This is a genomic window from Streptomyces sp. KL109B (genome assembly GCF_030766935.1).
Lineage (GTDB): Bacteria > Actinomycetota > Actinomycetes > Streptomycetales > Streptomycetaceae > Streptomyces.
Genome location: NZ_JASERL010000014.1, coordinates 67,313 through 90,506, shown reverse-complemented (window position 1 = coordinate 90,506; position 23,194 = coordinate 67,313). Strand labels below are relative to the sequence as shown.

The window sequence follows — 23,194 nt, the reverse complement described above, 5'->3', positions numbered from 1 at the left end:
AGACTTCCGATGCTGCCGATGCTTCCGATGCCGCAGACGCTTCCGATACGCGTACGCCGTCTCGCGGGAAACACCGCCGCCACGGCCACGGCTCTCGCCCTCGCGCTGACCGCGCTGAGCGGGATCGCCGCGCCGACGGCGGAGGCTGCCGCCCGGTGCGGCGAGAACGATCTCACCGTGCGCGCCGAGCCCTCCGACGACAGCGCGGACATCCTGAAGCTGAGCGTGCGCAACGACTCCTCGAAGGCCTGTGTCGTCGACCGCGTCCCCACGGTCACGTACGGGGATCTGGACGGGGCGGCGCTGCCGCTGCCCACCGTGCCGCACGCCGGACGCACGCTTGCCGCCCACGACACCGCGTACGCGGCGGTGCTCTCGGTCTCCGACCCCGAGGACGCCGAGGACGAGGCCCCGGCCGTCATGTACGTGACGGTGTCGGCGCTGCCCGACCAGGAGGGCCGCAGCTTCCAGGCGCTGACTCTCGGCTCACCCACGGGTGTGCGGGTGTGGGAGCCGGTGACGACGCTGTGGCAGTCGTCGCCCGCGAAGGCGCAGAAGGTGCTGGAGGAGCAGACGACGGGCCGCGACAGCATGGTGGTGTGATTCACCGCTCTCTCCGGGACGAAGGCCCCGCCACTCGGGACCTTGGACCCGCTCCCCGGCCCCACCTCCCGGACCTAGCCTTGGGTGTAACAGGCACGGAAACCGAGGCACGACGATGGCCCATCTCCCTTACCCGAGCGGCCCCCGACCCACGCGGCAGAAGCGGCGCTCGGCACGTTCCCGGCTCACACTCGGCGGCGGGGTCGTCGCGGCGGCCGTCACCATCGGCGTGATGGCCGGGTCCGGCGGCGCGGACACCGCGGAGGCGGACAGCACGACGCGGTCGGCCGACGACGTGACGATCAAGGACTCCGGCCTCGCGGTCGAGAACACGTCGGGCAAGCGGACCTACCTCGTCAGCTACAAGATCACCAACACCGGCGACCGGGCCGCCGACTACGTCGCCCAGCTGCGGTTCCTCGACAAGAACGGCGACCTGCTGGGCTCGACGGATGTCGACGCGGCCCGGCTCCCCTCCGGGGACTCCACGGCGGACACGGTCACCGCGGACCTCGACCACGGGTCGGTCGGCGACATCACCGCGGTCGAGGTCGGCACGGTCGACCGCGCCGAGACCGACTGACGCCCCTCAACGACGGCTCAGCGCCCGCGAACCCCGGTGCCTGCGCGCGCCGGTCAGCGCCGAGTCGTCGTACACCCGCGCACCCGGCAGCCGGTGCCGGGCAGCGAGCAGGGCGGCGTCCACGTCGCTCGTGCCGGTGGCGACGCACAGGCTGTACCCGACGTCGTCGAGCCGCCGCCGAGCGGCGGGCCCTCCTTCGTCGGCGTCGAGCGCGCTGAGTGTCTCGTACTCGCGGACGAGGTCGGTCAACAGGGCGGGATGGGCGAGCAGCATCTGCGGGCGCTCCCTTCCGTCGTCGTCTTCTGTCACACGGTCCGCCCTCCGGCTCCCCTGTCACAGCGGCCCAAAACCGGTGCGGTTCACGCGCTCTCAGTACGCTGCCGTGGAGCGCACCCGGTGGTGCTTCGGGTCAGATCGGGGTCGGGTGCGCGGAGAGTGACTCCACCGCCACCAGCGAGGCCTCGTCCTGGAGGCGGCCCCCGGCGTGGTGCAGCAGGTCGGCGGAGAGCGCGGCGGTGAACGGGGCGAGCGGCAGGGCGCTCAGCTCTGCGGCACGGTCGGCGAGGGGGTAGTGGCCGCCGTCCGCGTCCCGGATCTCGGTGGCGCCGTCGGTGTGCAGCAGCATGCGGTCCCAGGAGGACGCCGATATCTGCTGGGCGCCGCACCAGCCGTGCGCCGGGTCGAGCCGGCCGAGCGGCGGCGCCGGGGCGGGCACGGCGGCCGGAACGGCGGAGCCGTCGCGGATCAGGAGGGGCGGCGGGTGCCCGCAGCAGACGAGTTCGGCGGAGCCGTCGGGGGCGACCGTCACCAGCGTGGCGGTGACCGCCGGGTCGTCCTCCTCGCAGTGCGCGACCAGCGAGTGCAGCCGCACCGCGAGGACCTCCAACGTCCGCTGCACGCGCGCGAGTCGGCGCCAGGTGCGCAGCACCTTCTCGGCGGTCCTGGCCGGTTCGGGCCCCTTGCCCGGCACGTGCCCGATGAGCAGCCGGGCCCCGTACGGCGAGTCGACGACGCCGTGCAGATCGCCTCCGGAGCCGCCGGGCCCCGTGCCCACCGTCAGCCGGCGGGCACTGACGCCGAGCGTGCCGAACGTCTCGGGCAGAGAGGTGGCAGAGGACGGACGGGTGGTCATGAGGGCCTTCCGGAAGGGGGTTCCGGACGCTTCAAGTCCGGTTGTGACGAGGGCGCGCGGCATGGTCGGCGCGGCGGTCGCGGCGTTCCGGGAAGTGTAGTCAACCGGGCGCGCCGTGTGACGGTTTCCCCGAAGAGCGGCCGGAATCCCACGGTCCTGTGCCGACTCCCCTTGTGCGACTGCCCGTTCGGGTGGCCGTCTTGTGAAGGAGGTCCGCACACACCCGATTTACGCCTAGCCTGGCGGCGTGAACCCCCGTATGCACTCCAGCCCCGCCCGGCGCACGCCCGGGGAACTGCCCGCCGAGACCACCAGTTTCGTGGGGCGGCGCCGGGAGTTGGGGCAGGTGGCGGACGTGCTGGCGCGGGCCAGGCTGGTCACGCTGACCGGTCCGGGCGGCGTCGGCAAGACACGGACCGCGGTGCGGGCCGCGCGCGAGCTGCGGGGCGCGTATCCCGACGGAGTACGGCTCGTGGAGCTGTCGGCGCTGCACGACCCGGAGTTGCTCGCGAACGCCGTGGCCGCCGCGCTGGACCTCCCGGAGCAGACGGCGCGGCCCGCCCTCGAAGTGATCGCCGACCATCTGGAGGACCGCGAGCTGCTGTTGCTGCTCGACACGTGCGAGCACCTGGTCGACGCGTGCGCGATGCTCTGCGACGAACTGCTGCGCTCCGCGCCCCGGTTGAGGATCGTCGCCACCAGCAGGCAGCCGCTCGACGTGCCCGGCGAGCACGTCCTGGCGATCGGCCCGCTGAGCATGCCGGAGCTCGCGCCGGGCGGCGGCGACCGGCGCGAGTGCGACGCGCTGGCCCTCTTCGCGGACCGGGCGTCGGCGGCGGTGCCGGGGTTCACGGTCGGCGAGGACAACCGGGCGGACGTGCTGGCGCTGTGCCGCAGGCTCGACGGGATCCCGCTCGCCATCGAACTCGCGGTCTCCCGCCTTCGCGTACTGTCCCTCGACGAGATGCTGGCCCGGCTCGACGACCGGTTCCGGCTGCTCACGGGCGGGCGCCGGACGTCGGTGCCGCGCCATCAGACGCTGCGTACGGCGATCGGCTGGAGCCACGATCTGTCGACGGCGGCGGAGCGGCTGCTGTGGGCGCGACTGTCCGTGTTCGCGGGCGAGTTGAGCCTCCAGGCGGCCGAGTCGGTGTGCGCGGACGACGATGTGCTGCCCACGGACGACGTCCTGACCTCGCTGATCGGCCTCGTCGAGAAGTCCGTCGTGGTGCGCGTCGAGACTCCGGAGGGCACGCGGTACCGGATGCTCGACACCATCCGCGAGTTCGGCCTGGAGCAGCTCGCCGTGCTCGGCGGCGAGGAGCGGACCCGGCGGCGCCACCTCGCGTACTTCCTCGACGCGGCCCGCGCCTTCGACGAGGAGTGGACGGGCGACGCGCAGATCCCGCTGCTGCGGGCGCTGGTCCGGGACCAGGCCAATCTCCGGGTCGCCCTGGAACACTGCGCCGCGACGCCCCGCCTGCACTGCGACGGGCTGGAGTTGGCGACGGCGCTGTGGGGGTACTGGCACGCCACCGGGCTGCTCACCGAGGGCCGCTACTGGCTGCGCCGCGCCCTGGACGGCTGCCGCGACGAGACGCCGCAGCGGGTGAAGGCGCTCTGGCTGATCAGCTGGTACATGGACCTCCAGGGCGAGCGGGGCAGGAACGAGGAGCTGCTGAAGGAGGCCGAGCAGCTCGCCGCGCGGATCAACGACCAGGTCGGCGCCGCGTGGACGCTCTCCTTCCAGGCGCACCGCCGGTACTTCCTCGGCCACATGGACGGCTGCGCCGAGGACTTCGACGAGGTCCGCACGCGGCTGACGGCGCTCGGCGACGACACGGGCCTGCTGATGCTCGGCTTCTACGGCGGGTTCATGCTGATCCTCGCCGGCGAGCACGAGAAGGGCATCGCCTGGTGCGACGACTCGCTGGGGCGGGGCGCCGAGTATCCGGGCGAGCAGTGGGCGCGCGGCTGGGCGCTGTGGGTCAAGAGCGTGGGGCTGTGGCTGAGGGGCGATCACGAGGCGTCCGTGGAGTGCGCGCGTGAGGGCATCCGCAGCAAGGCGGCGCTGCACGACCTGATGGGGCTCGCGCACTTCATGGAGGGCCTGGCCTGGCGCGCGGCCGAGCTGCGCCGCTTCGAGCGGGTCGCGGTGCTGCAGGGCGCGGCGGACGCGCTGTGGCGCAGGGCCGCGAAGGAGGCCCGGTTCGCCATCCCCGTACTGCACGAACTGCACACGCGGGCCGCCGAATCGGCGCGGTCCGCGCTCGGCGCCGACGGCTACCACCACTCCTTCGAGGAGGGCGGGGCGCTGCCGCTCGACGCCGTGGTGGATCTCGCGCTCGACGACGAGTCGGGGGCGTCCCCGGACGTGCCGCCGCAGCGCTCGGGCCCCACCGACGTACTCACGCCGCGCGAGCGTCAGGTCGCCGCTCTGGTCGGCGAGGGCCGCACCAACCGGGAGATCGCGGCCAAGCTCGTGGTGTCGAAGCGGACGGTCGACTCCCATGTGGAGCACATCCTCACGAAGCTCGGTTTCACCTCCCGTTCCCAGATCGCGGCGCTGCGCGCCGAGGTCGCGGCGGACTGTGCCGTTCCGCCGCCCGAGGTGTGACGAAGCAGGTCGTCGAGGGGCCGACAGCCGCTACCTTGAGTACGAAAAGACACCTCACCGAGGCCCCACGGAGGCCGGATGGCCGAGGACGGTGCACGGGGGTCGGGTCCGCTGCCGAGGCTGCGGCTCGACGAACTGCTCGAAGAACTCCAGGTACGTATCGGAGCGGTCCGCCGTACCCGAGACCGCTTGCAAGGACTCCTTGAGGCGGTCCTCTCCGTCGGCCAGGAGCTGAATCTCTCCCAGGTGCTGCGGCGGATCGTGGAGGCGGCCGTGGTCCTGGTGGACGCCGAGTACGGGGCGCTCGGAGTGATCGGCGAGGACCGGCGCAAGCTGTCGCAGTTCCTGCCGGTCGGCATCAGCGACGAACTGCGCGCGGAGATAGGCGAGTTGCCCTCGGGGCACGGCCTGCTGGGTGAGCTCATCCGGCACCCGGAGCCGCTGCGGCTCTCCGAGCTCGCCGAGCACCACGCCTCCGCGGGCTTCCCGCCGCACCATCCGCCGATGCACACGTTCGTCGGCACCCCGATCCGGGTGCGCGACGACGTGTTCGGGAACCTGTACCTGACGCAGAAGCGCGGCGGCGTCGACTTCGACGACGAGGACGTGGCGGTGCTGCAGACGCTGGGCGCGGCCGCGGGCGTGGCGATCGAGAACGCGCGCCTGTACGAGGAGGTCAGACTCCGGGAGCGCTGGCTGCAGTTGAGCGCCGACTTCACCGGGAGCCTGCTGTCGGGCGCCGACCAGGCGGAGGTGCTGCGCCTCATGGTGGACCGGGCGCGCGAGATCGCCGCGGCGGACCTCGGGGTGGTGGCGCTGCTCGTCCCCGGCGACTCCCTGCTGCACGAGACACTCGCGCTCGGGGAACGGGCCGGGGCGCACACCGACGTGACGCTGCCGCGCGAGGGCACGTTCGCCGGGACGGCGCTGAACACGGGCGCGCTGGTGACGTCCGACGACATCCGCAAGGATCCCCGGATCACCTACCAGCCGGACCGCTGGGAGGGCCTCGGGCCCGCCGTGGCCGTGCCCATCGGCACCTCCGACGGCGTACGCGGGGTGCTGATGCTGGCCCGCCGCGCCGAGCACGCGCCTTTCTCCGCCGCCGAGTTGATCCCGCTGAGCGGCTTCGCGGGGCAGGCGGCGCTGGCCCTGGAACTCGCGGACCGGCGGCGGGACGCGGAGCAGATGAGCCTGCTCGAGGACCGCGACCGGATCGCCCGCGACCTCCACGACCTGGCGATCCAGCGGCTGTTCGCGACCGGGATGACACTGCAGAGCGCGCAGCGGTTCGTGCAGCACCCGGAGGCGGCGGAGCGGCTGCTGCGCGCCGTGGACGACCTGGACACCACCATCAAGATCATCCGCTCGACCATCTTCGGGCTGCGCGAGCGCGGCGACCCGCCGACCGGTTCCGGGCTCCGGGTGCGGGTCGTACGGGCGGTGGAGGACGCGTCCCACGTCCTGGGCTTCACCCCGTCGTTGCGCATGGAGGGCCTGATCGACGCGGATGTGCCGGGCCCGCTCGCCGACGACGCGCTGGCCGTGCTCGGCGAGGCGCTCACGAACGTGGCCCGGCACGCGCACGCCTCGTCCGCCGATGTCGCCCTCGTGGTGCGCGGCGGCGCGTTCGCGCTGACCGTGGCGGACGACGGGGTGGGCATCGCCACGGTCTCCGCCGACCAGCGCAGCGGGCTCGCCAATCTCGCGGCGCGGGCGGGGCGGCGGGGCGGCGAGCTGTCGACGACGGCGCGCGAGGGCGGCGGCACCCTGCTGGAGTGGTCGGTGCCGCTCGCCCCGTGACCGGGCGTCAGGGGTGGTGGTTGCGGTCCTGCGGCAGCCTCGTCGCGATCACGGCTGCCTGGATCCTGCGCTCCACGCCCAGCTTGGCGAGCAGCCGCGAGATGTTGTTCTTGACCGTCTTCTCCGACAGGAAGAGCCGCCGCCCGATCTGCCGGTTGGTGAGGCCCTCCCCCACGAGCGCGAGGATGTCCCGCTCGCGCTCGGTCAGTTCGACGGATTCGACGGTCTGCGCTCCCCCGCCGCCGGGCCCGCCCTGCTCCCCCTGCTCGGGACCGCGCAGGCTGCGCATCAGCCGGGCGGTCGTCGCCGGGTCGAGCATGGACTGGCCCGCGGCGACGGTGCGCACCGCGGAGACCAGGTCGGAGCCCTTGATCTGTTTGAGTACGTAGCCGCCCGCGCCCGCCATGATGGCGTCGAGCAGCGCGTCGTCGTCGTCGAACGACGTCAGCATGAGGCAGCTCAACTCCGGTATGAGCACGCGTAGTTCGCGGCAGATCGTGATGCCGTCGCCGTCCGGGAGCCGCACGTCGAGCACGGCCACGTCGGGCCGGAGCGCGGGCCCCCTCGCGATGGCCTGCGCCGCGGTGGCGGCCTCCCCGACGACGGACATGTCGGGTTCGGCTCCGAGGAGGTCGCGCAGTCCGCGGCGGACCACTTCGTGGTCGTCGAGCAGCAGGATGCGTATGGGCCGGTCCGCTGAGAAAGTACGTGGCTGTGACATACGGCCCCCTCGGATGCGGTGTTTCCCAGACGGATGGATGCGAACCCGTCTAGATCCTGGGGCCGGACGGACTGATCCGCCAGGGCCGAACGGTCCAGTTCACCGGCGACGTCGGCCCTCGCTTCCGCTACGCGGCGTCCGATCCGTACGGCGCGTAGAGGTCGAGCAGCCGGGTGCGGGTGACGCTGAGCCGGTGGGCGAGGACGCGGCCCACCCACTGGGCCACGAACGAGCCGAGGCCGGGGTCGGACGCGCACAGCAGCCGGACGGTGAACGCGTCGAACTCGTGGGCCCTGACCCGGGTTTCGGCCTGGGCGCCGAGCTGCCACACGTACGGCGGGAACAGCCACGACCAGCCGATGAGGTCTCCGTGGCCGAGGTACTCGACGACGGGGGCGCGCTGTCCCGGCACCCGCATGTCGAGGGCGACGGTGCCGCTGCGCACGATCCAGAAGCGGTCGGCACGGGAGCCCTCGTCGAAGAGTCGGGCGCCGTCCGGGAAGGTCACGTCACGGGCGAAGCGCATCAGCCGGCCGCGGTACTCCTCGGGCAGGGTCTGGCTCATCCGCGGTGCCGTGGTGGTCATGGGCGGCCTCCTTCGGTGGCTCGGACGAAGGACCGGAACGCGCTTCCCTGGTGGTGGCGGGTGCCGCCGGGGCCCAACTGTCGGCGGAGCGGGGCTCCGGCGGCGTCCTCGCGTCCCTTCCGGACCGTCGTCCTTGCGATACCTCGACGATGACGGCTGCGGGCCGCAGGGGGCAGGGGCCGAACGGCTCCGGCGCCGGGCCCTGTCGGCTCTGTCGTCGGGCCTGTCGGGTCCCTGAGCAGGCGCTCAGCCCTTTAGGTGCCGTCCCGCCCGGCCCTGCCGACACCGTCCCTACGCGGGCCGCCTGCTCCACTCCGGTCCCACGCGGCGCCAGTCCCGGTCCCAGGCCGCGAGCCTGCGGCGGTCGAGGACGCGGCGCAGGGTGAAGCGGGCGAGCAGGGCGAGGGTCGCGGTGGTGGCGGTGACCAGGAACGCGGCGGTGAGCGCGCGGGCCCAGACGGCTTCGGAGCCCCAGGGTTGGGTGGTGACACGGCCGCGCTTGTCGAGCCAGACGGTGGCCGGGTCGCCCCGGTCGAGCCCGGCGGACACCGGGGCCGTCGCCACGACGGTGCGCCGCCCGCCGTCGGTCCAGCGGACCTTGACCGGGTACGTCACCGAGTTCTGCGTGCCGCTCTGCGACGGTACGTAGTCGGGGGCGTCCTCGACGAGCTCCGCCCGCACGTGCTGGCGCTGCGCCACCTGGGCGCGGGCGTGTGCGAGGGCGTCGTCGTGGGCGGCCCAGCCGGCCGCGGCGCCCGCGGCGGGGGCCACCAGGAGGGCGATCAGTCCGAGCAGCAGCGCCGCCCAGCCCTCGACCGCGTCCGACCTGCGCCGCAGGGGGTTCCCCTTGGCTTGCCTGAACTTCTTGCAGGTCGTCATCGTCACCTCCCTGCCAGAGTAAGGCCACGCTCGCGCTAGCGAGCTGCCCGGCACAGGGGCCGAACGGCCCCTCGCAGAGGGCCGGTTCGCCTCTCCCTTCGCAGGTCGGGCCGGTGAGACGGTCCCCGGAACCGGGGCCGTCAGGCACCGAATCCCGCCGTGCTCCACACGAGTGAGCACCGCCGTCCGTGGAACCCGCGACGGCAGCACACCGACCGTGTCACCGCCATGGAGAGGTTCCCGCCATGACCAGTACCCGCGTCCTGAGCGTCGGGACGGACGCCTCCCGCGAGAGCGCGCACGCCGCGGACTGGGCGGCCCGCGAGGCACTGCGTCGCGGGCTTCCGCTGCGGCTCGTGCAGGCCGCGGACGCGGAGCGGGAGGTGCCGCGGCTGCCGGACGTCGACATGCCGGGCCGCGGCGTCCTCGACCTGGTCGCGCTGCGGCTCTCGTACGCGCACCCCGCGCTGGAGATCATCGCCCGGCGGCGCTCCGAGCAGCCGGTGACCGCGCTCTTGGAGGCGGCGTCGGAGTCGGAGACGCTGGTGCTCGGCTCGCGGGGCTTCACCGGCTACTCCGGGTTCCTGGTCGGCTCGGTCGCCCTCGCGGTCACGGCGCGGGCGCGGCGTCCGGTGATCCTGGTGCGGGCGGGCGGGCTGCCGGAGGACGAGCGGGAGGGGCCGGGCTTCCGCCCCGTGGTCGTGGGGCTCGATGTGACGGCGCCCGCCGACGAACTCCTCTCGTACGCGTTCGAGGCGGCGGCGCTGCGCGGCGCGCCGCTGCACGTGCTGCACGCCTGGACCTTGCCGCCGTTGCACGGCCATCGGCCCGACGGGGCGCAGCCGGGCGACGCGGCGCGGCAGGAGGAGGGGCTGCGCAGGTCCCTCGCGGAGGCGGTGCGGACCTGGCGCTCGAAGTATCCGGAGGTGCCCGTCGAGGAGCTGCTGCTGTACGGGCAGCCGGGCCACCATCTCCTCAAGGCGGCGACGGCGGCGAGCCTGACGGTGGTGGGCCGGCGGACCTATGCCTCGCATCTGGGTGCGACCGCGCACTCGGTGGTGCACCACGTGACGAGCCCGGTGGCGATCGTCCCGCACAGCTGAGGGGCGCGGCACGGCCCCGACGAATGTCCCCATCACGCAAACGCCCCGCAAGTTCTTGCGCTAATCTTGCGCTCCATGACGCGCAGACTTGCTCAGGTGGCGAAGAAGGTCGGGGTCAGTGAGGCCACGGTCAGCCGGGTGCTCAACAACAAGCCGGGCGTATCGGAGGCGACCCGTCAGTCGGTGCTCACCGCGCTCGACGTGCTCGGCTACGAACGGCCGACCCAACTGCGCGGCGAGCGGGCCCGGTTGGTGGGCCTGGTCCTGCCGGAGCTGCAGAACCCGATCTTCCCGGCGTTCGCGGAAGTGATCGGTGGCGCGCTCGCCCAGCAGGGCCTCACCCCGGTCCTGTGCACGCAGACGAAGGGCGGCGTCTCGGAGGCGGACTACGTGGAGCTGCTGCTGCAACAGCAGGTCTCCGGTGTGGTGTTCGCGGGTGGTCTGTTCGCGCAGGAGGACGCCGAGCACGGCCACTACCAGCGGCTCGCCGAGCGTCAGGTGCCGGTGGTGCTGGTGAACGCGTCCATCGAGCGGCTCGGTTTCCCGTGTGTGGCGTGCGACGACGCGGTCGCCGTCGAGCAGGCCTGGCGGCATCTCTCCTCGCTCGGCCACGAGCGCATCGGCCTCGTCCTCGGCCCCGACGACCACATGCCTTCGCAGCGCAAACTCGCCGCGGCCCGCGCCCTGGAGGGCCGGCTGCCCGCCTCCGCGGTGGAACGGGCGATGTTCTCCCTTGAGGGCGGGCACGCCGCGGCGACCCGGCTCATCGGGCGCGGCATCACGGGGATCATCTGCGCGAGCGACCCGATCGCGCTCGGCGCGGTGCGGGCCGCGCGCCGGGCGGGGCTCTCCGTGCCGGGCGATGTGTCGGTGGTCGGCTACGACGACTCGGCGTTCATGAACTGCACGGAGCCGCCGCTGACCACGGTGCGCCAGCCGATCGAGGCGATGGGGCGGGCGGCCGTGGAACTGCTCGTCGCGCAGATCCAGGGTGGTTCGGTGCCGCCCGGTGAGCTGCTGTTCGAGCCCGAGTTGGTGGTGCGCGGCTCGACGGCGCCGCCGCCCCCGGCCACGTAGAGACGCCTCGAAGACGCCTCAACTCCCCCACGCCACCGTCCTGTTCATTTTTTGCGGAATACGCGCGACATCTTGCGCTCCACGGGTGGCGGTGCTTGAGTGTGGCTCGCCCCGGCACCCCGGTCTCGCCGACCGCGGCGCCGCGGGCCTCCACGTTCCTGCCTGCACAGGCTCAGGCCCGAAGGGGACCCACCGATGAGAAGCACCTGGCCGCGCCCTGCCCTCCGTACGTCCGCCGCGGCGATCGCCACGGCCCTGGCCCTGGGCTCGCTCGCGGCCTGCGGCACCAGCAGCTCCGACGACGGGGGCGGTGACGGCGCGGGCGCCGGGTCGAAGGCCGACATCAGCGCCCCGCTCGACCCGAAGACGAAGGTCTCGCTCACCATCGACTGCATGCCGCCGAAGGCGAAGGCGGCCGAGCGCCGGCAGTGGATCGAGGACGTCAAGACGTTCAACAAGAAGTACCCGAACGTGACGATCAACGGGAAGTCGACCGCCGGACAGTGCGAGGAGCCGGCCCGCTTCACCGCCGCCCTCAAGGCGAAGTCCCAACCGGACGTCTTCTACACGTACTTCACCGACCTCCAGCAGGTGCTCGACAACAACGGCGCCGAGGACATCACCCAGTACGTCACCAAGAAGACGGTCCCCGCGCTCGACTCGATCGACCCGAACGTGATGAGCGCGCTCAAGAAGGACAACAAGCTCTACGGCCTGCCCACCAGCAACTACACGATGGGCCTGCTCATCAACCGCAAGCTGTTCAAGAAGGCGGGCCTCGACCCGGACAAGCCGCCGACGACGTGGGACGAGGTGCGTACGGCCGCCAAGAAGATCGCCGGGCTCGGGGGCGGCGTCTCCGGGTACGGCGAGTACAGCGCCGAGAACACCGGCGGCTGGCACTTCACCGCGACGATGTACGGGCTCGGGGGCGACGTCGTCTCCTCCGACGGCACCAAGGCCGCCTTCAACGACGCGACCGGCAAGCAGGTCGCCCAGCAGCTGCACGACATGCGCTGGAAGGACAACAGCATGGGCAAGACCCAGCTGCTCAAGTGGGGCGACCTGCAGAAGCAGATCGCCTCCGACAAGCTCGGCATGTTCCTCGCCGCGCCCGACGACGTGACGTACATGGTCCAGCAACTGGGCGCCGATTACGACAACTTCGGGATGGGCCCGATCCCCGGCGGCAAGGCCACGCTGTTCGGCGGCAACGACTACATGATCAAGAAGGGGTCCTCGCCCGACAAGATCAAGGCGGCGATCGCCTGGCTGAACTTCAAGACGCTCACCCCCGGCAAGGGCCAGTTCGACTGGGCCCGCACCAAGCAGGACAAGCTCCCGGTCGGCCTGCCGCAGCCGAACTTCTTCACCGGCTCGGTCAAGGCGGAGGACCTCCAGTCGCGGACGAACAACGCGACCATGCCCGTACGCAACTTCGAGCCGTTCATGGCGAATCCGGTGCGCGGCAAGGCGGAGCCGCCGAAGGCGCAGGAGGTCTACAAGGTCCTCGACAACGTCATGTCGGGCGTCCTGACCAACAAGAACGCGGACGTCGACAAGCTCCTGTCCACCGCTGAGCAGCAGGTCAACCAGGTGCTGGCCAACCAGTAAGCCGCCCCGCCACCACCTGTGATCCGAGGAGTGACCATGTCGGCCCCGACGCTGCCCGCGAAGCCACGGCAGTCCGCACCACCCGCGCACAAACGCCAACTCGGCAGCCCTGACGGCTCGTTGGCGCGCACCGTGAAACGCAACATCTCCGCCCACGGCTTCCTGATCGGCGCGGTGCTCTGCTTCTCCTTCTTCTCCTGGTACCCGATGGTCAGGGAGTTCCTCCTGGCCTTCCAGAAGACGAAGGACGGCCGCACCACCTGGGCCGGCTGGTCCAACCTCAGTTACGTCTTCAACGACCCGGCCTTCTGGCAGGCCTGGCGCAACACCCTCCTGTTCACCGCCCTGGCCCTGCTCCTGGGCTTCGCCGTGCCGTTCTTCGTGGCGGTGCTGCTCAATGAATTCCGGCACGGCCAGGGCTACTTGAGGATGCTGGTCTACCTCCCGGTGATGCTGCCCCCGGTCGCGTCCGTGCTGCTGTTCAAGTACTTCTACGATCCCGGGTACGGCCTCTTCAACCGCGTCCTCGGCGTCTTCGGGATACCGGAACAGCAGTGGCTGCAGTCCACCGACACCGCGATGCTGTCCGTGGTCATCGCGGCGACGTGGATGAACATGGGCGGGGCGACCCTCATCTATCTGGCGTCGCTCCAGGGCATCCCCGGCGAGCTGTACGAGGCTGCGGAGCTGGACGGCGCGGGCCTGTGGCGCAAGATCTGGCACGTGACGATCCCGCAGACGCGACTGATCCTCTCGCTGATGTTCCTGATGCAGATCATCGCGACGATGCAGGTCTTCACGGAGCCGTTCCTGCTGACGAACGGCGCGGGCCCGGAGGGCTCGACCACGACCGTCGTCTATCTGATCTACCAGTACGCCTTCAACTTCAACAACTACGGCGGCGCGGCGGCCCTCGGCCTCGTCCTGCTCGTCCTGCTCGCGGGGTTCTCCGCGGTGTACGTGCGACTGAGCCGCTCCCAGGACGACTGACTCCCAGGCCGACCAAGGAGACGTTCCATGGCCAGCGACACGATGCGCCCCCGCACCCTGATATCCCCCGCCCAGCTCGGCCGGCGCCGCGGGAAGATCCTCTACTGGACGGTCTTCGGCCTCACCATGACCCTGTTCACGCTGGTCTTCCTGGGCCCGCTGTACTGGATGGTGACCGGCGGCCTCAAGACCACGGCGGAGATCGTCCAGTCCCCGCCCACCCTGGTGCCGGACAGCGTGCACCCGAAGAACTACCAGTCCGCCTGGCAGGTCATGGACCTCGCCAAACTCCTCTTCAACACTCTCTACTACGCGTTCGGCGCGCTCGCCTTCCAGCTCGTCCTCGACGTGGCGGCCGCCTACTCGCTCTCCAAGCTCCGCCCGATGTTCGGCAACGTCATCCTCGGCATGATGCTGGCGACGCTGATGATCCCGGCGACGGTCCTCGTCGTCCCGCAGTATCTGACCGTCCTCGACGTGCCGATCTTCGAGCGCAATCTGCTCAACTCGCCGTGGGCGATCTGGCTGCCGTCCGTCACCAACGCCTTCAACATCTTCCTGCTCAAGCGGTTCTTCGACTCGATCCCGCAGGAGCTGCTGGACGCGGCGTCCATCGACGGCGCCTCCTCGCTGCGCACGCTGCGCTCGGTGGTCCTGCCGATCTCCCGGCCGATCCTCGGCGTCGTCTCCATCTTCGCGGTGGTCGGCGTGTGGAAGGACTTCCTGTGGCCGATGCTGACGCTGCCCGACCCGGCGAAGCAGACGCTGAACGTCGGCATCTACTCGCTGTCCAACGGCGTCCCGCAGAACCAGCTGATCGCCGCGCTGACCATCGCGTCCGTGCCGACGCTGATCCTCTTCCTGCTCTTCCAGCGGAACATCATGAGCGGCCTGACCGCCGGCGGCCTCAAGGGCTGACCCCCGCCCCGCTCACCTCCCACTTTGCATCCTTGCGCGAAAGGAACCCTTCGTGGTGGCCGACGACTGGTGGCGCAGTGCTGCCATCTACCAGGTGTACGTCCGCAGCTTCGCCGACGGCGACGGCGACGGCACGGGCGACCTCGCCGGTGTCCGGGCCCGGCTGCCGTATCTGGCCCGGCTCGGCATCGACGCCATCTGGTTCACGCCCTGGTACCGCTCGCCGCTCGCGGACGGCGGCTACGACGTGGCGGACTACCGGGCGATCGACCCGGCGTTCGGCACCCTCGCGGAGGCCGAGAAACTGATCGCGGAGGCACGGGACCTCGGCATCCGCGCGATCGTCGACATCGTGCCGAACCATGTGTCCAACCAACACCCGTGGTTCCAGGCCGCGTTGGCGGCCGGTCCCGGCAGCCCGGAGCGCGAACTGTTCCACTTCAGGCCGGGACGCGGCGCGCACGGCGAACTGCCGCCGAACAACTGGCCCTCCCAGTTCTCGGGCGGCACCTGGACCCGCGTCCCGGACGGCGAGTGGTACCTGCACCTGTTCACGCCGGAGCAGCCGGACCTCAACTGGGCGCATCCGGCGGTGCGTCAGGAGCACGAGGACGTGCTCCGGTTCTGGTTCGAGCGGGGCGCGGCCGGCGTCCGCGTCGACTCGGCGGCCCTCCTCGCCAAGGACCCCGCCCTCACCGACGCGAACGGCGACGACGACACGAGCGGCTACATCGACCGCGACGAACTGCACGACGTGTACCGCTCCTGGCGCGCCGTCGCGAACGACTACGACGGCGTCCTCATCGGCGAACTGTGGCTCCCCGACCCGGAGCGCTTCGCCCGCTATCTGCGCCCCGACGAGCTCCACACCGCCTTCAACTTCGACTTCCTGGCCCGCCCCTGGGACGCCGCCGAACTGCGTGCCTCCATCAACGCCACGCTCGCCTACCACGCCCCGGTGGGCGCGCCCGCGACCTGGGTGCTGTGCAACCACGACGTGACCCGCACCGTCACCCGCTACGGCCGCGCCGACACCCGCTTCGACTTCGCCGCGAAGCGTTTCGGGACGCCGACCGACCTCGGCCTCGGCCTGCGCCGGGCCCGCGCGGCGGCGCTGCTCTCGCTGGCCCTGCCGGGCTCCGTGTACCTGTACCAGGGCGAGGAGTTGGGGCTGCCCGAGGTGGAGGTGGACCGCGCACACATCCAGGACCCGATGCACGCCCGCTCGGGCGGCGTCGACCCCGGCCGGGACGGCTGCCGGGTGCCGCTGCCGTGGACCGCGCACGGATCGACGTACGGCTTCGGGGACGCGGGCGAGGGTGCGGGCCGGACCGCCTGGCTGCCACAACCCCCGGACTGGGGGGCCTACGCCGCCGAACGCCAGGAGGCCGACCCGCACTCCATGCTCTCGCTCTACCGGACGGCACTGCACCAACGGGCATGCCAACCGGGCTTTCGTGGCGCCGAGTTGACGTGGCTGCCCTCGGCCGAGGACGTACTCGCGTTCGGCCGCGGCCAGGGCCTCGTCTGCGTCGTGAACCTCGGCGCGCTCCCCGTCGACCTCCCGCCGCACCACGAGGTGCTGCTCACCAGCGACCCCCTGGACAGGGACGGACGGCTGGCACCGGACACCGCGGTCTGGCTGCGTACGTAGGCGGGGCTACGTCGTTCGGCGGGGCGGGTGTTCACCGTACGTATGAACACGGCATACGCCCCGCCCGACCACGCGTTCGACGGAACTCCACGAAGGAGGCTACTTAGAGGACATGGGCATATGCCGTAAGCACCACCGCATCGTGTATGGCCAAATCCCTTACGGGGCAACGCGGCCTGTGCCAGAGTCTTTAGCGGTCCTTCCGTCAGCCGTGGCCGTCTGTGCCTGCATCGGAGTCTCCTCATGCCGCCCCATGCCTTCGCGGACCGCCCCGCCGGCCAACCGCCGGAGCGGGGCACGGTCGAGGCGCTGATCACGCAGACGCGTCGGCTGCTCGGCGAAGTCGACGCGGTACGCCGCGAATCCGCGATGACGGACGAGGCCGACGCCGAGTCCCGCTGGCAGCGCGCCCTGTACGAACTCGCCGTGCATCAACTCAGCGATCTCGACCGGCACTTGGCCCAGCTGCGCGAAGGCCCCGCTCCCCTGCGGGGCCTGCCGCCCCAGCGGCCGAACCCGGCGCCGCAGCGGTCCGGTTCGCTGCTGAGCCGGGTGGGCAGCGCCGAATGGAATCTGCTGACCGACGAGGCCACCTGGTCCAGCGAGCTGTACCAGATCCTCGGCAGGGAGCCCGGCGCGCCCGCGCTGACCCTCGATGAACTGCCCGCCCTGGTGCACCCCGACGACCAGCCGAAGCTGACCGCGATGGTCACGGACTGCCTGATCGACGGCAAGCCGATCGACGGGGAGTTCCGCGTCGTGCGCCCGGACGGCTCCGTGCGCACGGTGCACATGATGGGCGAGCCCGTGCTCGACACCGACGGCGCGACCGCCTCGATGTGGGCGGTCGTACGCGACGTCAGTGAACTGCGCCGCAGCCAGCGTACGGTGAGCGAGACCCGTGACTCGCTCCAGCGCCAGCGGCATGTCGCGCAGACCGAGCACCGGCTCGCGGTCGAGCTGCAGGAAGCCGTGCTGCCGCCGTGGCGTGGCTCCCTGCGGCTCCCGCACAGCGGCCCCGGCGGCCTCGATCTCGCCGCCCAGTACTTCCCCTCGCCCGCCGGCAATCCGATCGGCGGCGACTGGTACGACGCTCTCGAACTGCCGGGCGGCCGAACCCTGTTGACCGTCGGCGACCTCACCGGACACGGCGTGGCCGTCAGCTCCGGCATGGCGATGCTGCTCGGCGCGGTCCGCGGCATGGCGATGTGCGACGCGGCGCCCGGCGAGCTGCTCGGCTCCCTGAACCACCTCCTCGACTCATCGGCGCAACCGGCGCTCGGCAGCGCCCTGTGCTGCCGGTACGACCCGGCGGCCCGCACACTGGCGTGGGCGCAGGCGGGACACCCCGCACCGCTGCTCTTCCGCGACGGGACGGGGCGTGCGCTCACGCCACCCGAAGGCGTCCTCCTCGGCGCCACGTCCGGCGCCGTCTACGGGCAGGCCGAAGAGCCGCTGCGCGCCGGGGACCTGCTGGTCCTGCACACGGACGGCCTGGTGCCACGGCGCGGCTCGACCGCGTCCGTGGGCCGCCTGCTCGCGCTCGCGGAGCCGCTGACCGCGGCCCGTGACGCGCAGGACTGTGTGCGCGTGCTACGGGACGAGCTGGGGCAGGGCGAGCGTGAGGACGGCGCGTGTGTGCTCGTGGCCAGGATCGGTTCCTGAACTCCTGGTTCCTTGTTGTTCCCGGTTCCTTGTTGTTCCTGGTTCTTTGTTCCTGATTACGCCTGCATGCGCTTGATTGATTACGCCTGCATACGCTTCCCCGTCGCCCTCGGCAGTGCCAGCTTGATCTCCTGGCGCAGGTCGTCGATCTTCGGGTAGTCCGCGTAGTGACCGGTGAGCCGGTACATCTCGCGGAGCCGGTCCCAGGTGCGGTGCGAGGAGTTGGAGCCCATCGAGGAGAGCGCCAACCGCGCGTACCTGTCCGCCTGTTCGGGGTCGTCGGCGATGAAACAGGCCGAGGCCATCGACAGATGGTCGAAGATCTTCGAGCGGTCCCGGCCGCCCACCCGCAGCGCCAGCGCCTCCTGGGCGTGCCGCTGCGCGATGACGGCAGCGGACGGGTCGTGCTCGGCGAGGGTGCGGTAGGCGAGGGCCTGCATGCCGTGCAGGTCCGCCTCGTCGAACATCTGCATCCAACTGGGCGGTGGCACATCGCCCTTGTCGGAGACGAAGAGTTCCTCGGCCTGCCCGAGCGTGCGGCGCATCGCCTGGCCCTTGCCCAGGGATGCCTGCGCCCAGGCCTCGATGGTGCAGAGCATCGCCTTCGTGCGCGGCAACACCTGGTCGCCTGAGCCGGACTTGGCGAGCTTCATCAGGTCGAGCGCCTCGCCGGGCGCACCCAGGTGGATCTTCTGGCGGGCGGCCCGCGACAGGGCCTCGCCGGCCCGCGGCCGGTCGCCGCCCTCGCGCGCGGCGTGCGCGGCGATGACGAAGTACTTCTGCGCCGTGGGCTCCAGGCCGACGTCGTGCGACATCCAGCCCGCGAGGACCGCGAGGTTGGCGGCGACGCCCCACAGGCGCCGCTGCAGATGGTCGGGGTGGCGGTAGGAGAGCATTCCGCCCACTTCGTTGAGCTGGCCCACGACCGCCTTGCGCTGCAACCCGCCGCCGCGGGAGGCGTCCCAGGCCCGGAACACCTCGACCGAGCGCTCCAGTTCCTCGATCTCCTGGGAGCCGATGGGGGCGGCCTCGTAGCGGTCGAACCCGGCCGCGTCGGCGGTGGCCGGAGAGGACAGCGGATGGTCGGTCCTGGGGGCGTCGGCCACGAGGGCCGGGTCGGTGTGCAGCCAGTCGTGCATGGCGCTGCTGAGTGCGGAGCCAGCGGCGAGCGCGGCACCCGCGCCCACCAAGCCGCGTCGGTTGAGCATGAGGTCCATTCCCGTGAATTCGGTGAGGACCGCCGCTGTCCGCTCGGGCGCCCACGGCACTCCGTCAGGGCCCTGTTCCTCCAGGCCCCCGCCGCCTTGCCGTCTCCCTACGCGCCCGTGTCGGACGAGACCGAGGTCCTCGATGGTCACGACACGGCCGAGTCGCTCGGTGAACAGCGCCGCCAGCACCCGCGGTACCGGATCGCGCGGGATCTCTCCCATGTCGATCCAACGCCGCACCCGCGAGGTGTCGGTCGCCAGCTGCGCGTGGCCCATGGCCGCGGCCTGCCGGTTGACCAGTCTCGCGAGTTCGCCCTTGGACCAGCCGGCGAGGCCGAACAGGTCGTTCAGGCGGGAGTTGGGTTGTCCGTTCACGTAAGCCCCCAGGTTCTCGGCTGAAATTGACAGTAGCCCCCTGTCAGTTGCAGGGCGACTATTCGCCAGGGTTCGCCAGGGTGCGCCAGCTGTTGTGCTCATGGACGCCTGGTGTCAGGTAGGAGTGCGCCATCCCGACCCGGCCGCCACAGGGCATTCCCCAGGGTGTACCGAATCGGCCGGGCCGGGCCGGCGCAGGCAATTCACTGGCACACGAAGGGATCTGTTTCGCCCATGTACGCAGCATCGTCCTCCGTGTCCGCCCCACCCCGGCCGCCCCGTCCCGCCCGACCGGCGGTCGGCGGAAGCGGCCCGTACCTCGACCCCGCGCGGCCCGCGGCCCCGACGCTGAACGGCATCGCCCGCCCGCGTCGCGCCCCGGGGCTCGGTACTCAACCGCTCAGCGGGAGACTCGACTTGTCCGGCCCTCAGGGCGCCCAGCTGCGCACGGCGATCGCGTCGGTGCACCGGATCTGCCCGGAGTTCCATCCGGTGCAGGTATTGCGCCGCTCCCCGCGCTCCGTCCTCCTCGTCGGGACGACAGGACGCAGCACCGCCGTCGCGAAGTGTTTACTGGACCACGCGCCGGCCTTCGCCTCGCGGATCCGGCACGAGATAGCCGCATACCGCTCGTTCGTCCGACACCGGCCTCCGGTACGGGTGCCCCGGCTCATCGCCGCGGACCCCGACAACGGCACGCTGGTGATCGAGCGGATGCCCGGCCGGGTGGCGGCCCTGCAGCGCCACCCGGTCGAGGCTCCGCCGCGGGCGGACGTGCGCGCCGCACTCGGCGCGATCTGCCGGCTCAACCAGTGGCGGCCTCCGGCGGGCACCTTCGACGCGCCACTGGACTACGCGGCCCGGATCAACCGCTTCCACGAGCTGGGTCTGCTCACCGACCGGGACATGGGAGACCTGCAGAAGCTGCTGCACGGCATCGCGCACACCTCGGGCCGCGGCGGCATGGGCCAGTTCTGTCACGGCGACGCCCTGCTCTCCAATGTGCTGCTCGCCCCCACGGGTCCGGTGCTCGTGGACTGGGAGCACGCGGGCTGGTACCTGCCGGGGTACGACCTGGCGACGCTCTGGTCCGTGCTCGGTGACGCGCCGGTGGCGCGGCGTCAGATCAGTCAGCTCGCGCAGTCCGGCGGCCCGGCCTCGCGTGACGCGTTCCTGGTCAACCTGATGCTCGTACTGACTCGGGAGATCCGTACGTACGAGACGGCCGTGCAGCGTTCGCTGCGCGAGGAGACACCGGCGGCGTCCGCGGCCCAGGGCCACCCCGGTGGCACCCCGTCCGGCGAGGAGCAGCGGCTGTTGCTGCGCCGCCTGCACGACGACTGCAACATGGCCCGGAGGGCGGTGCGTGCGGCAGTCGGCACTCGCTGACGGGGACGAACGATCCGCGGGGCGCCCGGGAGGTCACCAGGGCGCACCGCGGATCTTCGTATGTGCGCGTCCTTGTGTGTGGGTCCGTATGTGTGCGGCCAGTGGTTCACACCACTGACGCGTCGCAGGCGGTCGCACCACCGCGTACGAAAGCCGCGCACACGCCCGTTGACTTGGGAAATCCCGGGGAATCAACCCTGTGCGTCGCATGATTGACGGATCGTCGGCGAGCCGATACCACTGAGCCACCATCGGCCCGCAGGCATCGCGCAGCATCCACACCCCGGCGTTCCCAGGAGGCACCGTTGCACCGGTTCAGCCGTACTTTTTGCCACAGACGCACCCTCGCCGCGGGCGGCGCCCTCGGCGTGGCGGCGCTGCTGTTGCCGCTGCTCGGAGCGGCTCCACCCGGCCCTGCGGCCGAGGCGCCCTCCGCCCGGTTGCAGGGCGCGTTCGCCGCGGCGGCGGCCGAGTACCAGGTACCGCAGAGCGTGCTGCTCGGTGTGTCGTATCTGCAGTCGCGGTGGGACGCGCACAACGGGGCGCCCAGCGTCACGGGCGGCTACGGCCCCATGCACCTGACCGACGCCCGCGCCGCGCTCGCGAAGGCCGTGGCGCACGACCACGCGGAGGGCGACGCGCGCGGCGACGACTCGCGGGCCCCGCTGAAGGCGTCGGACGCCGTGCCGGCCGAGGGCCAACTCCCGGCCCGGCTGCGGACGTTGCCGCGCGCGGCGCAGCTCAGCGGACTGTCGGCGGACGAGCTGCGCAGCGACCCGGCGGCCAATGTGCGCGGTGGCGCCGCGCTCCTCGCGGCCGCGCAGAAGAAGCTCGGCAAGCCGTTGAGCGACCGTCCTTCCGACTGGTACGGGGCGGTCGCGAAGTTCTCCGGAGCGGACGACGCCGCGACGGCGGGCACGTACGCGAACGATGTGTTCGCGGTGATCCGGGACGGCGAGCGGCGCACCACGGACGCCGGGCAGCGGGTCACCCTTGCCGCCGATCCGAAGGCGGAGCCGCGGGCGGCGCAGATCGAGAGGATGGGCCTGCGCAAGGCGGACGCGGGCGACACCGAGTGCCCGCGGACGGTGTCCTGCGAGTGGATCCCGGCGCCGTACGAGGAGTTCGGCGACGGCGACTACGGCAATCACGATCTCGCGGACCGGCCGAAGGACCAGAGCATCGACTACATCGTCATCCATGACACGGAGGCGACGTGGGAGCAGACGCTCAAGCTGGTGCAGGACAAGACGTATCTGGCGTGGCACTACTCGCTGCGCTCGACGGACGGGCACATCGTGCAGTCCATCAAGAACAAGGACGTCGGCTGGCACGCGGGCAACTGGTACGTCAACGCGAAGTCGATCGGCCTGGAGCACGAGGGTTTCCTCGCGCAGCCGGACTCCTGGTACACGGAGGAGATGTACCGGTCGTCGGCGCGCCTGGTGAAGTACCTCTCGAAGAAGTACGGCATTCCGCTGGACCGGCAGCACATCCTCGGCCATGACACGGTGCCGGGTCCGACGACGTCCACCATCAAGTCGATGCACACCGACCCGGGGCCGTACTGGGACTGGTCGCACTACTTCGCGTTGATGGGCAAGCCGTTCCACCGGACGGCGGGGCCGGACGGCGGGCTTGTGACCGTGGCCCCCGAATTCGCCGAGAACCAGCCGAAGTTCACGGGCTGCGAGAAGGCGGGTGTGGCGTGCGCGCCGCACGGGTCGAGCGCGGTGCGGCTCTACTCGGAGCCGAGCGAGGACGCCCCGCTGATCAAGGACATCGGCCTGCGGCCCAATGGCGATCCGTCGACGATCGACGTCAACGACATGGCGTCGCGGGTGTCGGCGGGCCAGCAGTACGCGGTCGCGGGGCGCGAGGGTGACTGGACGGCGATCTGGTACCTGGGTCAGAAGGCCTGGTTCAAGAACCCGTCGAAGCAGCCGACCGCCGTGTCCGCCAAGGGACTTGTGGTCACGCCGAAGCCGGGTGCGAGCGACGTCCCGGTGTACGGGAGGGCCTACCCGGAGAAGGAGGCGTACCCGGAGGGCATCACGCCGCAGGCGGTCTCACCGCTGCCGTACAAGCTCCTGGCGGGCCAGCGCTATGCGACGGGTGGGACGACCACGGGCGAGTACTTCTACTCCCCCACGTTCGACGTGTCGAAGCACAAGGTGGTGAAGGGCTCGGACGTGTACTACGAGATCCAGTTCGGGCACCGCGTCGCGTATGTGCGGGCGGCGGATGTGACGGTGCTGCCGTCGACGGTGTCCTGAC

Annotated in this window: 19 protein-coding genes; 13 read left to right on the top strand and 6 right to left on the bottom strand. The window is 71.5% G+C overall.

Features of this window, described 5'->3' with window-relative positions; all coding sequences use genetic code 11:
- Positions 1-9: 9 nt before the first annotated feature.
- Together RBJ65_RS35230 and RBJ65_RS35225 are read left to right on the top strand one after the other, a co-directional pair.
- Complete coding sequence (locus tag RBJ65_RS35230) at positions 10-603, top strand: DUF4232 domain-containing protein (protein WP_306319483.1); 594 nt, start codon at positions 10-12, stop codon at positions 601-603.
- Between the two features lie 115 nt (positions 604-718).
- Positions 719-1,186, top strand: coding sequence for a hypothetical protein (locus RBJ65_RS35225; protein WP_306319482.1), 468 nt, complete (start codon positions 719-721; stop codon positions 1,184-1,186).
- A gap of 6 nt (positions 1,187-1,192) precedes the next feature.
- On the opposite strand, the gene RBJ65_RS35220 is transcribed toward RBJ65_RS35225, so the two are convergent.
- Together RBJ65_RS35220 and RBJ65_RS35215 are read right to left on the bottom strand one after the other, a co-directional pair.
- Complete coding sequence (locus RBJ65_RS35220) at positions 1,193-1,459, bottom strand: DUF5133 domain-containing protein (RefSeq protein ID WP_306319644.1); 267 nt, start codon at positions 1,457-1,459, stop codon at positions 1,193-1,195.
- 136 nt (positions 1,460-1,595) lie between these two features.
- Entirely contained in the window at positions 1,596-2,318 is a 723-nt protein-coding gene (locus RBJ65_RS35215; RefSeq protein ID WP_306319481.1) for a PP2C family protein-serine/threonine phosphatase, read from the bottom strand.
- A 247-nt stretch (positions 2,319-2,565) separates the two neighbouring features.
- Here RBJ65_RS35215 and RBJ65_RS35210 point away from each other — a divergent pair, with 247 nt between their 5' ends.
- Positions 2,566-4,935 carry a LuxR C-terminal-related transcriptional regulator gene (locus RBJ65_RS35210; RefSeq protein WP_306319480.1) on the top strand — a complete coding sequence of 790 codons (2,370 nt, stop codon included), beginning with the start codon at positions 2,566-2,568 and terminating at the stop codon, positions 4,933-4,935.
- Positions 4,936-5,013: 78 nt separating this feature from the next.
- A complete protein-coding gene (locus RBJ65_RS35205) occupies positions 5,014-6,738 on the top strand; it encodes a GAF domain-containing protein (protein ID WP_306319479.1) in 1,725 nt (574 codons plus the stop codon).
- 7 nt (positions 6,739-6,745) lie between these two features.
- Here RBJ65_RS35205 and RBJ65_RS35200 read toward each other — a convergent pair whose 3' ends face one another.
- The 3 genes from RBJ65_RS35200 to RBJ65_RS35190 form a co-directional block, all read right to left on the bottom strand.
- The gene (locus RBJ65_RS35200; protein WP_306319478.1) at positions 6,746-7,459 is read right to left on the bottom strand and encodes a response regulator transcription factor; all 714 of its coding nucleotides are present in this window, start codon (positions 7,457-7,459) and stop codon (positions 6,746-6,748) included.
- Between the two features lie 127 nt (positions 7,460-7,586).
- The gene (locus tag RBJ65_RS35195; protein ID WP_306319477.1) at positions 7,587-8,045 is read right to left on the bottom strand and encodes a Crp/Fnr family transcriptional regulator; all 459 of its coding nucleotides are present in this window, start codon (positions 8,043-8,045) and stop codon (positions 7,587-7,589) included.
- Positions 8,046-8,336: 291 nt separating this feature from the next.
- Positions 8,337-8,924, bottom strand: a complete 588-nt coding sequence (locus tag RBJ65_RS35190; protein WP_306319476.1) for a hypothetical protein — start codon at positions 8,922-8,924, stop codon at positions 8,337-8,339.
- A 245-nt stretch (positions 8,925-9,169) separates the two neighbouring features.
- Here RBJ65_RS35190 and RBJ65_RS35185 point away from each other — a divergent pair, with 245 nt between their 5' ends.
- From RBJ65_RS35185 to RBJ65_RS35155, 7 genes are all read left to right on the top strand, one after another.
- The gene (locus tag RBJ65_RS35185; protein ID WP_306319475.1) at positions 9,170-10,027 is read left to right on the top strand and encodes a universal stress protein; all 858 of its coding nucleotides are present in this window, start codon (positions 9,170-9,172) and stop codon (positions 10,025-10,027) included.
- Between the two features lie 75 nt (positions 10,028-10,102).
- Positions 10,103-11,104, top strand: a complete 1,002-nt coding sequence (locus tag RBJ65_RS35180) for a LacI family DNA-binding transcriptional regulator (RefSeq protein WP_306319474.1) — start codon at positions 10,103-10,105, stop codon at positions 11,102-11,104.
- Positions 11,105-11,299: 195 nt separating this feature from the next.
- Positions 11,300-12,718 carry an extracellular solute-binding protein gene (locus RBJ65_RS35175; protein WP_306319473.1) on the top strand — a complete coding sequence of 473 codons (1,419 nt, stop codon included), beginning with the start codon at positions 11,300-11,302 and terminating at the stop codon, positions 12,716-12,718.
- A gap of 36 nt (positions 12,719-12,754) precedes the next feature.
- Complete coding sequence (locus RBJ65_RS35170) at positions 12,755-13,708, top strand: carbohydrate ABC transporter permease (RefSeq protein ID WP_306319472.1); 954 nt, start codon at positions 12,755-12,757, stop codon at positions 13,706-13,708.
- Positions 13,709-13,750: 42 nt separating this feature from the next.
- A complete protein-coding gene (locus RBJ65_RS35165; protein WP_306319643.1) occupies positions 13,751-14,626 on the top strand; it encodes a carbohydrate ABC transporter permease in 876 nt (291 codons plus the stop codon).
- Positions 14,627-14,678: 52 nt separating this feature from the next.
- Entirely contained in the window at positions 14,679-16,280 is a 1,602-nt protein-coding gene (locus RBJ65_RS35160) for a glycoside hydrolase family 13 protein (RefSeq protein WP_372341292.1), read from the top strand.
- 243 nt (positions 16,281-16,523) lie between these two features.
- Entirely contained in the window at positions 16,524-17,945 is a 1,422-nt protein-coding gene (locus RBJ65_RS35155; RefSeq protein WP_306319471.1) for a PP2C family protein-serine/threonine phosphatase, read from the top strand.
- 80 nt (positions 17,946-18,025) lie between these two features.
- Here RBJ65_RS35155 and RBJ65_RS35150 read toward each other — a convergent pair whose 3' ends face one another.
- Complete coding sequence (locus RBJ65_RS35150; RefSeq protein ID WP_306319470.1) at positions 18,026-19,528, bottom strand: hypothetical protein; 1,503 nt, start codon at positions 19,526-19,528, stop codon at positions 18,026-18,028.
- A 234-nt stretch (positions 19,529-19,762) separates the two neighbouring features.
- Between RBJ65_RS35150 and RBJ65_RS35145 the strand changes: the two genes are divergently transcribed.
- Together RBJ65_RS35145 and RBJ65_RS35140 are read left to right on the top strand one after the other, a co-directional pair.
- Positions 19,763-20,917 (top strand): aminoglycoside phosphotransferase family protein, encoded by a 1,155-nt coding sequence (locus RBJ65_RS35145; RefSeq protein ID WP_306319469.1) that lies wholly within the window; start codon positions 19,763-19,765, stop codon positions 20,915-20,917.
- A 305-nt stretch (positions 20,918-21,222) separates the two neighbouring features.
- Complete coding sequence (locus RBJ65_RS35140; RefSeq protein WP_372341291.1) at positions 21,223-23,193, top strand: N-acetylmuramoyl-L-alanine amidase; 1,971 nt, start codon at positions 21,223-21,225, stop codon at positions 23,191-23,193.
- The last annotated feature ends 1 nt before the right edge of the window (position 23,194 follow it).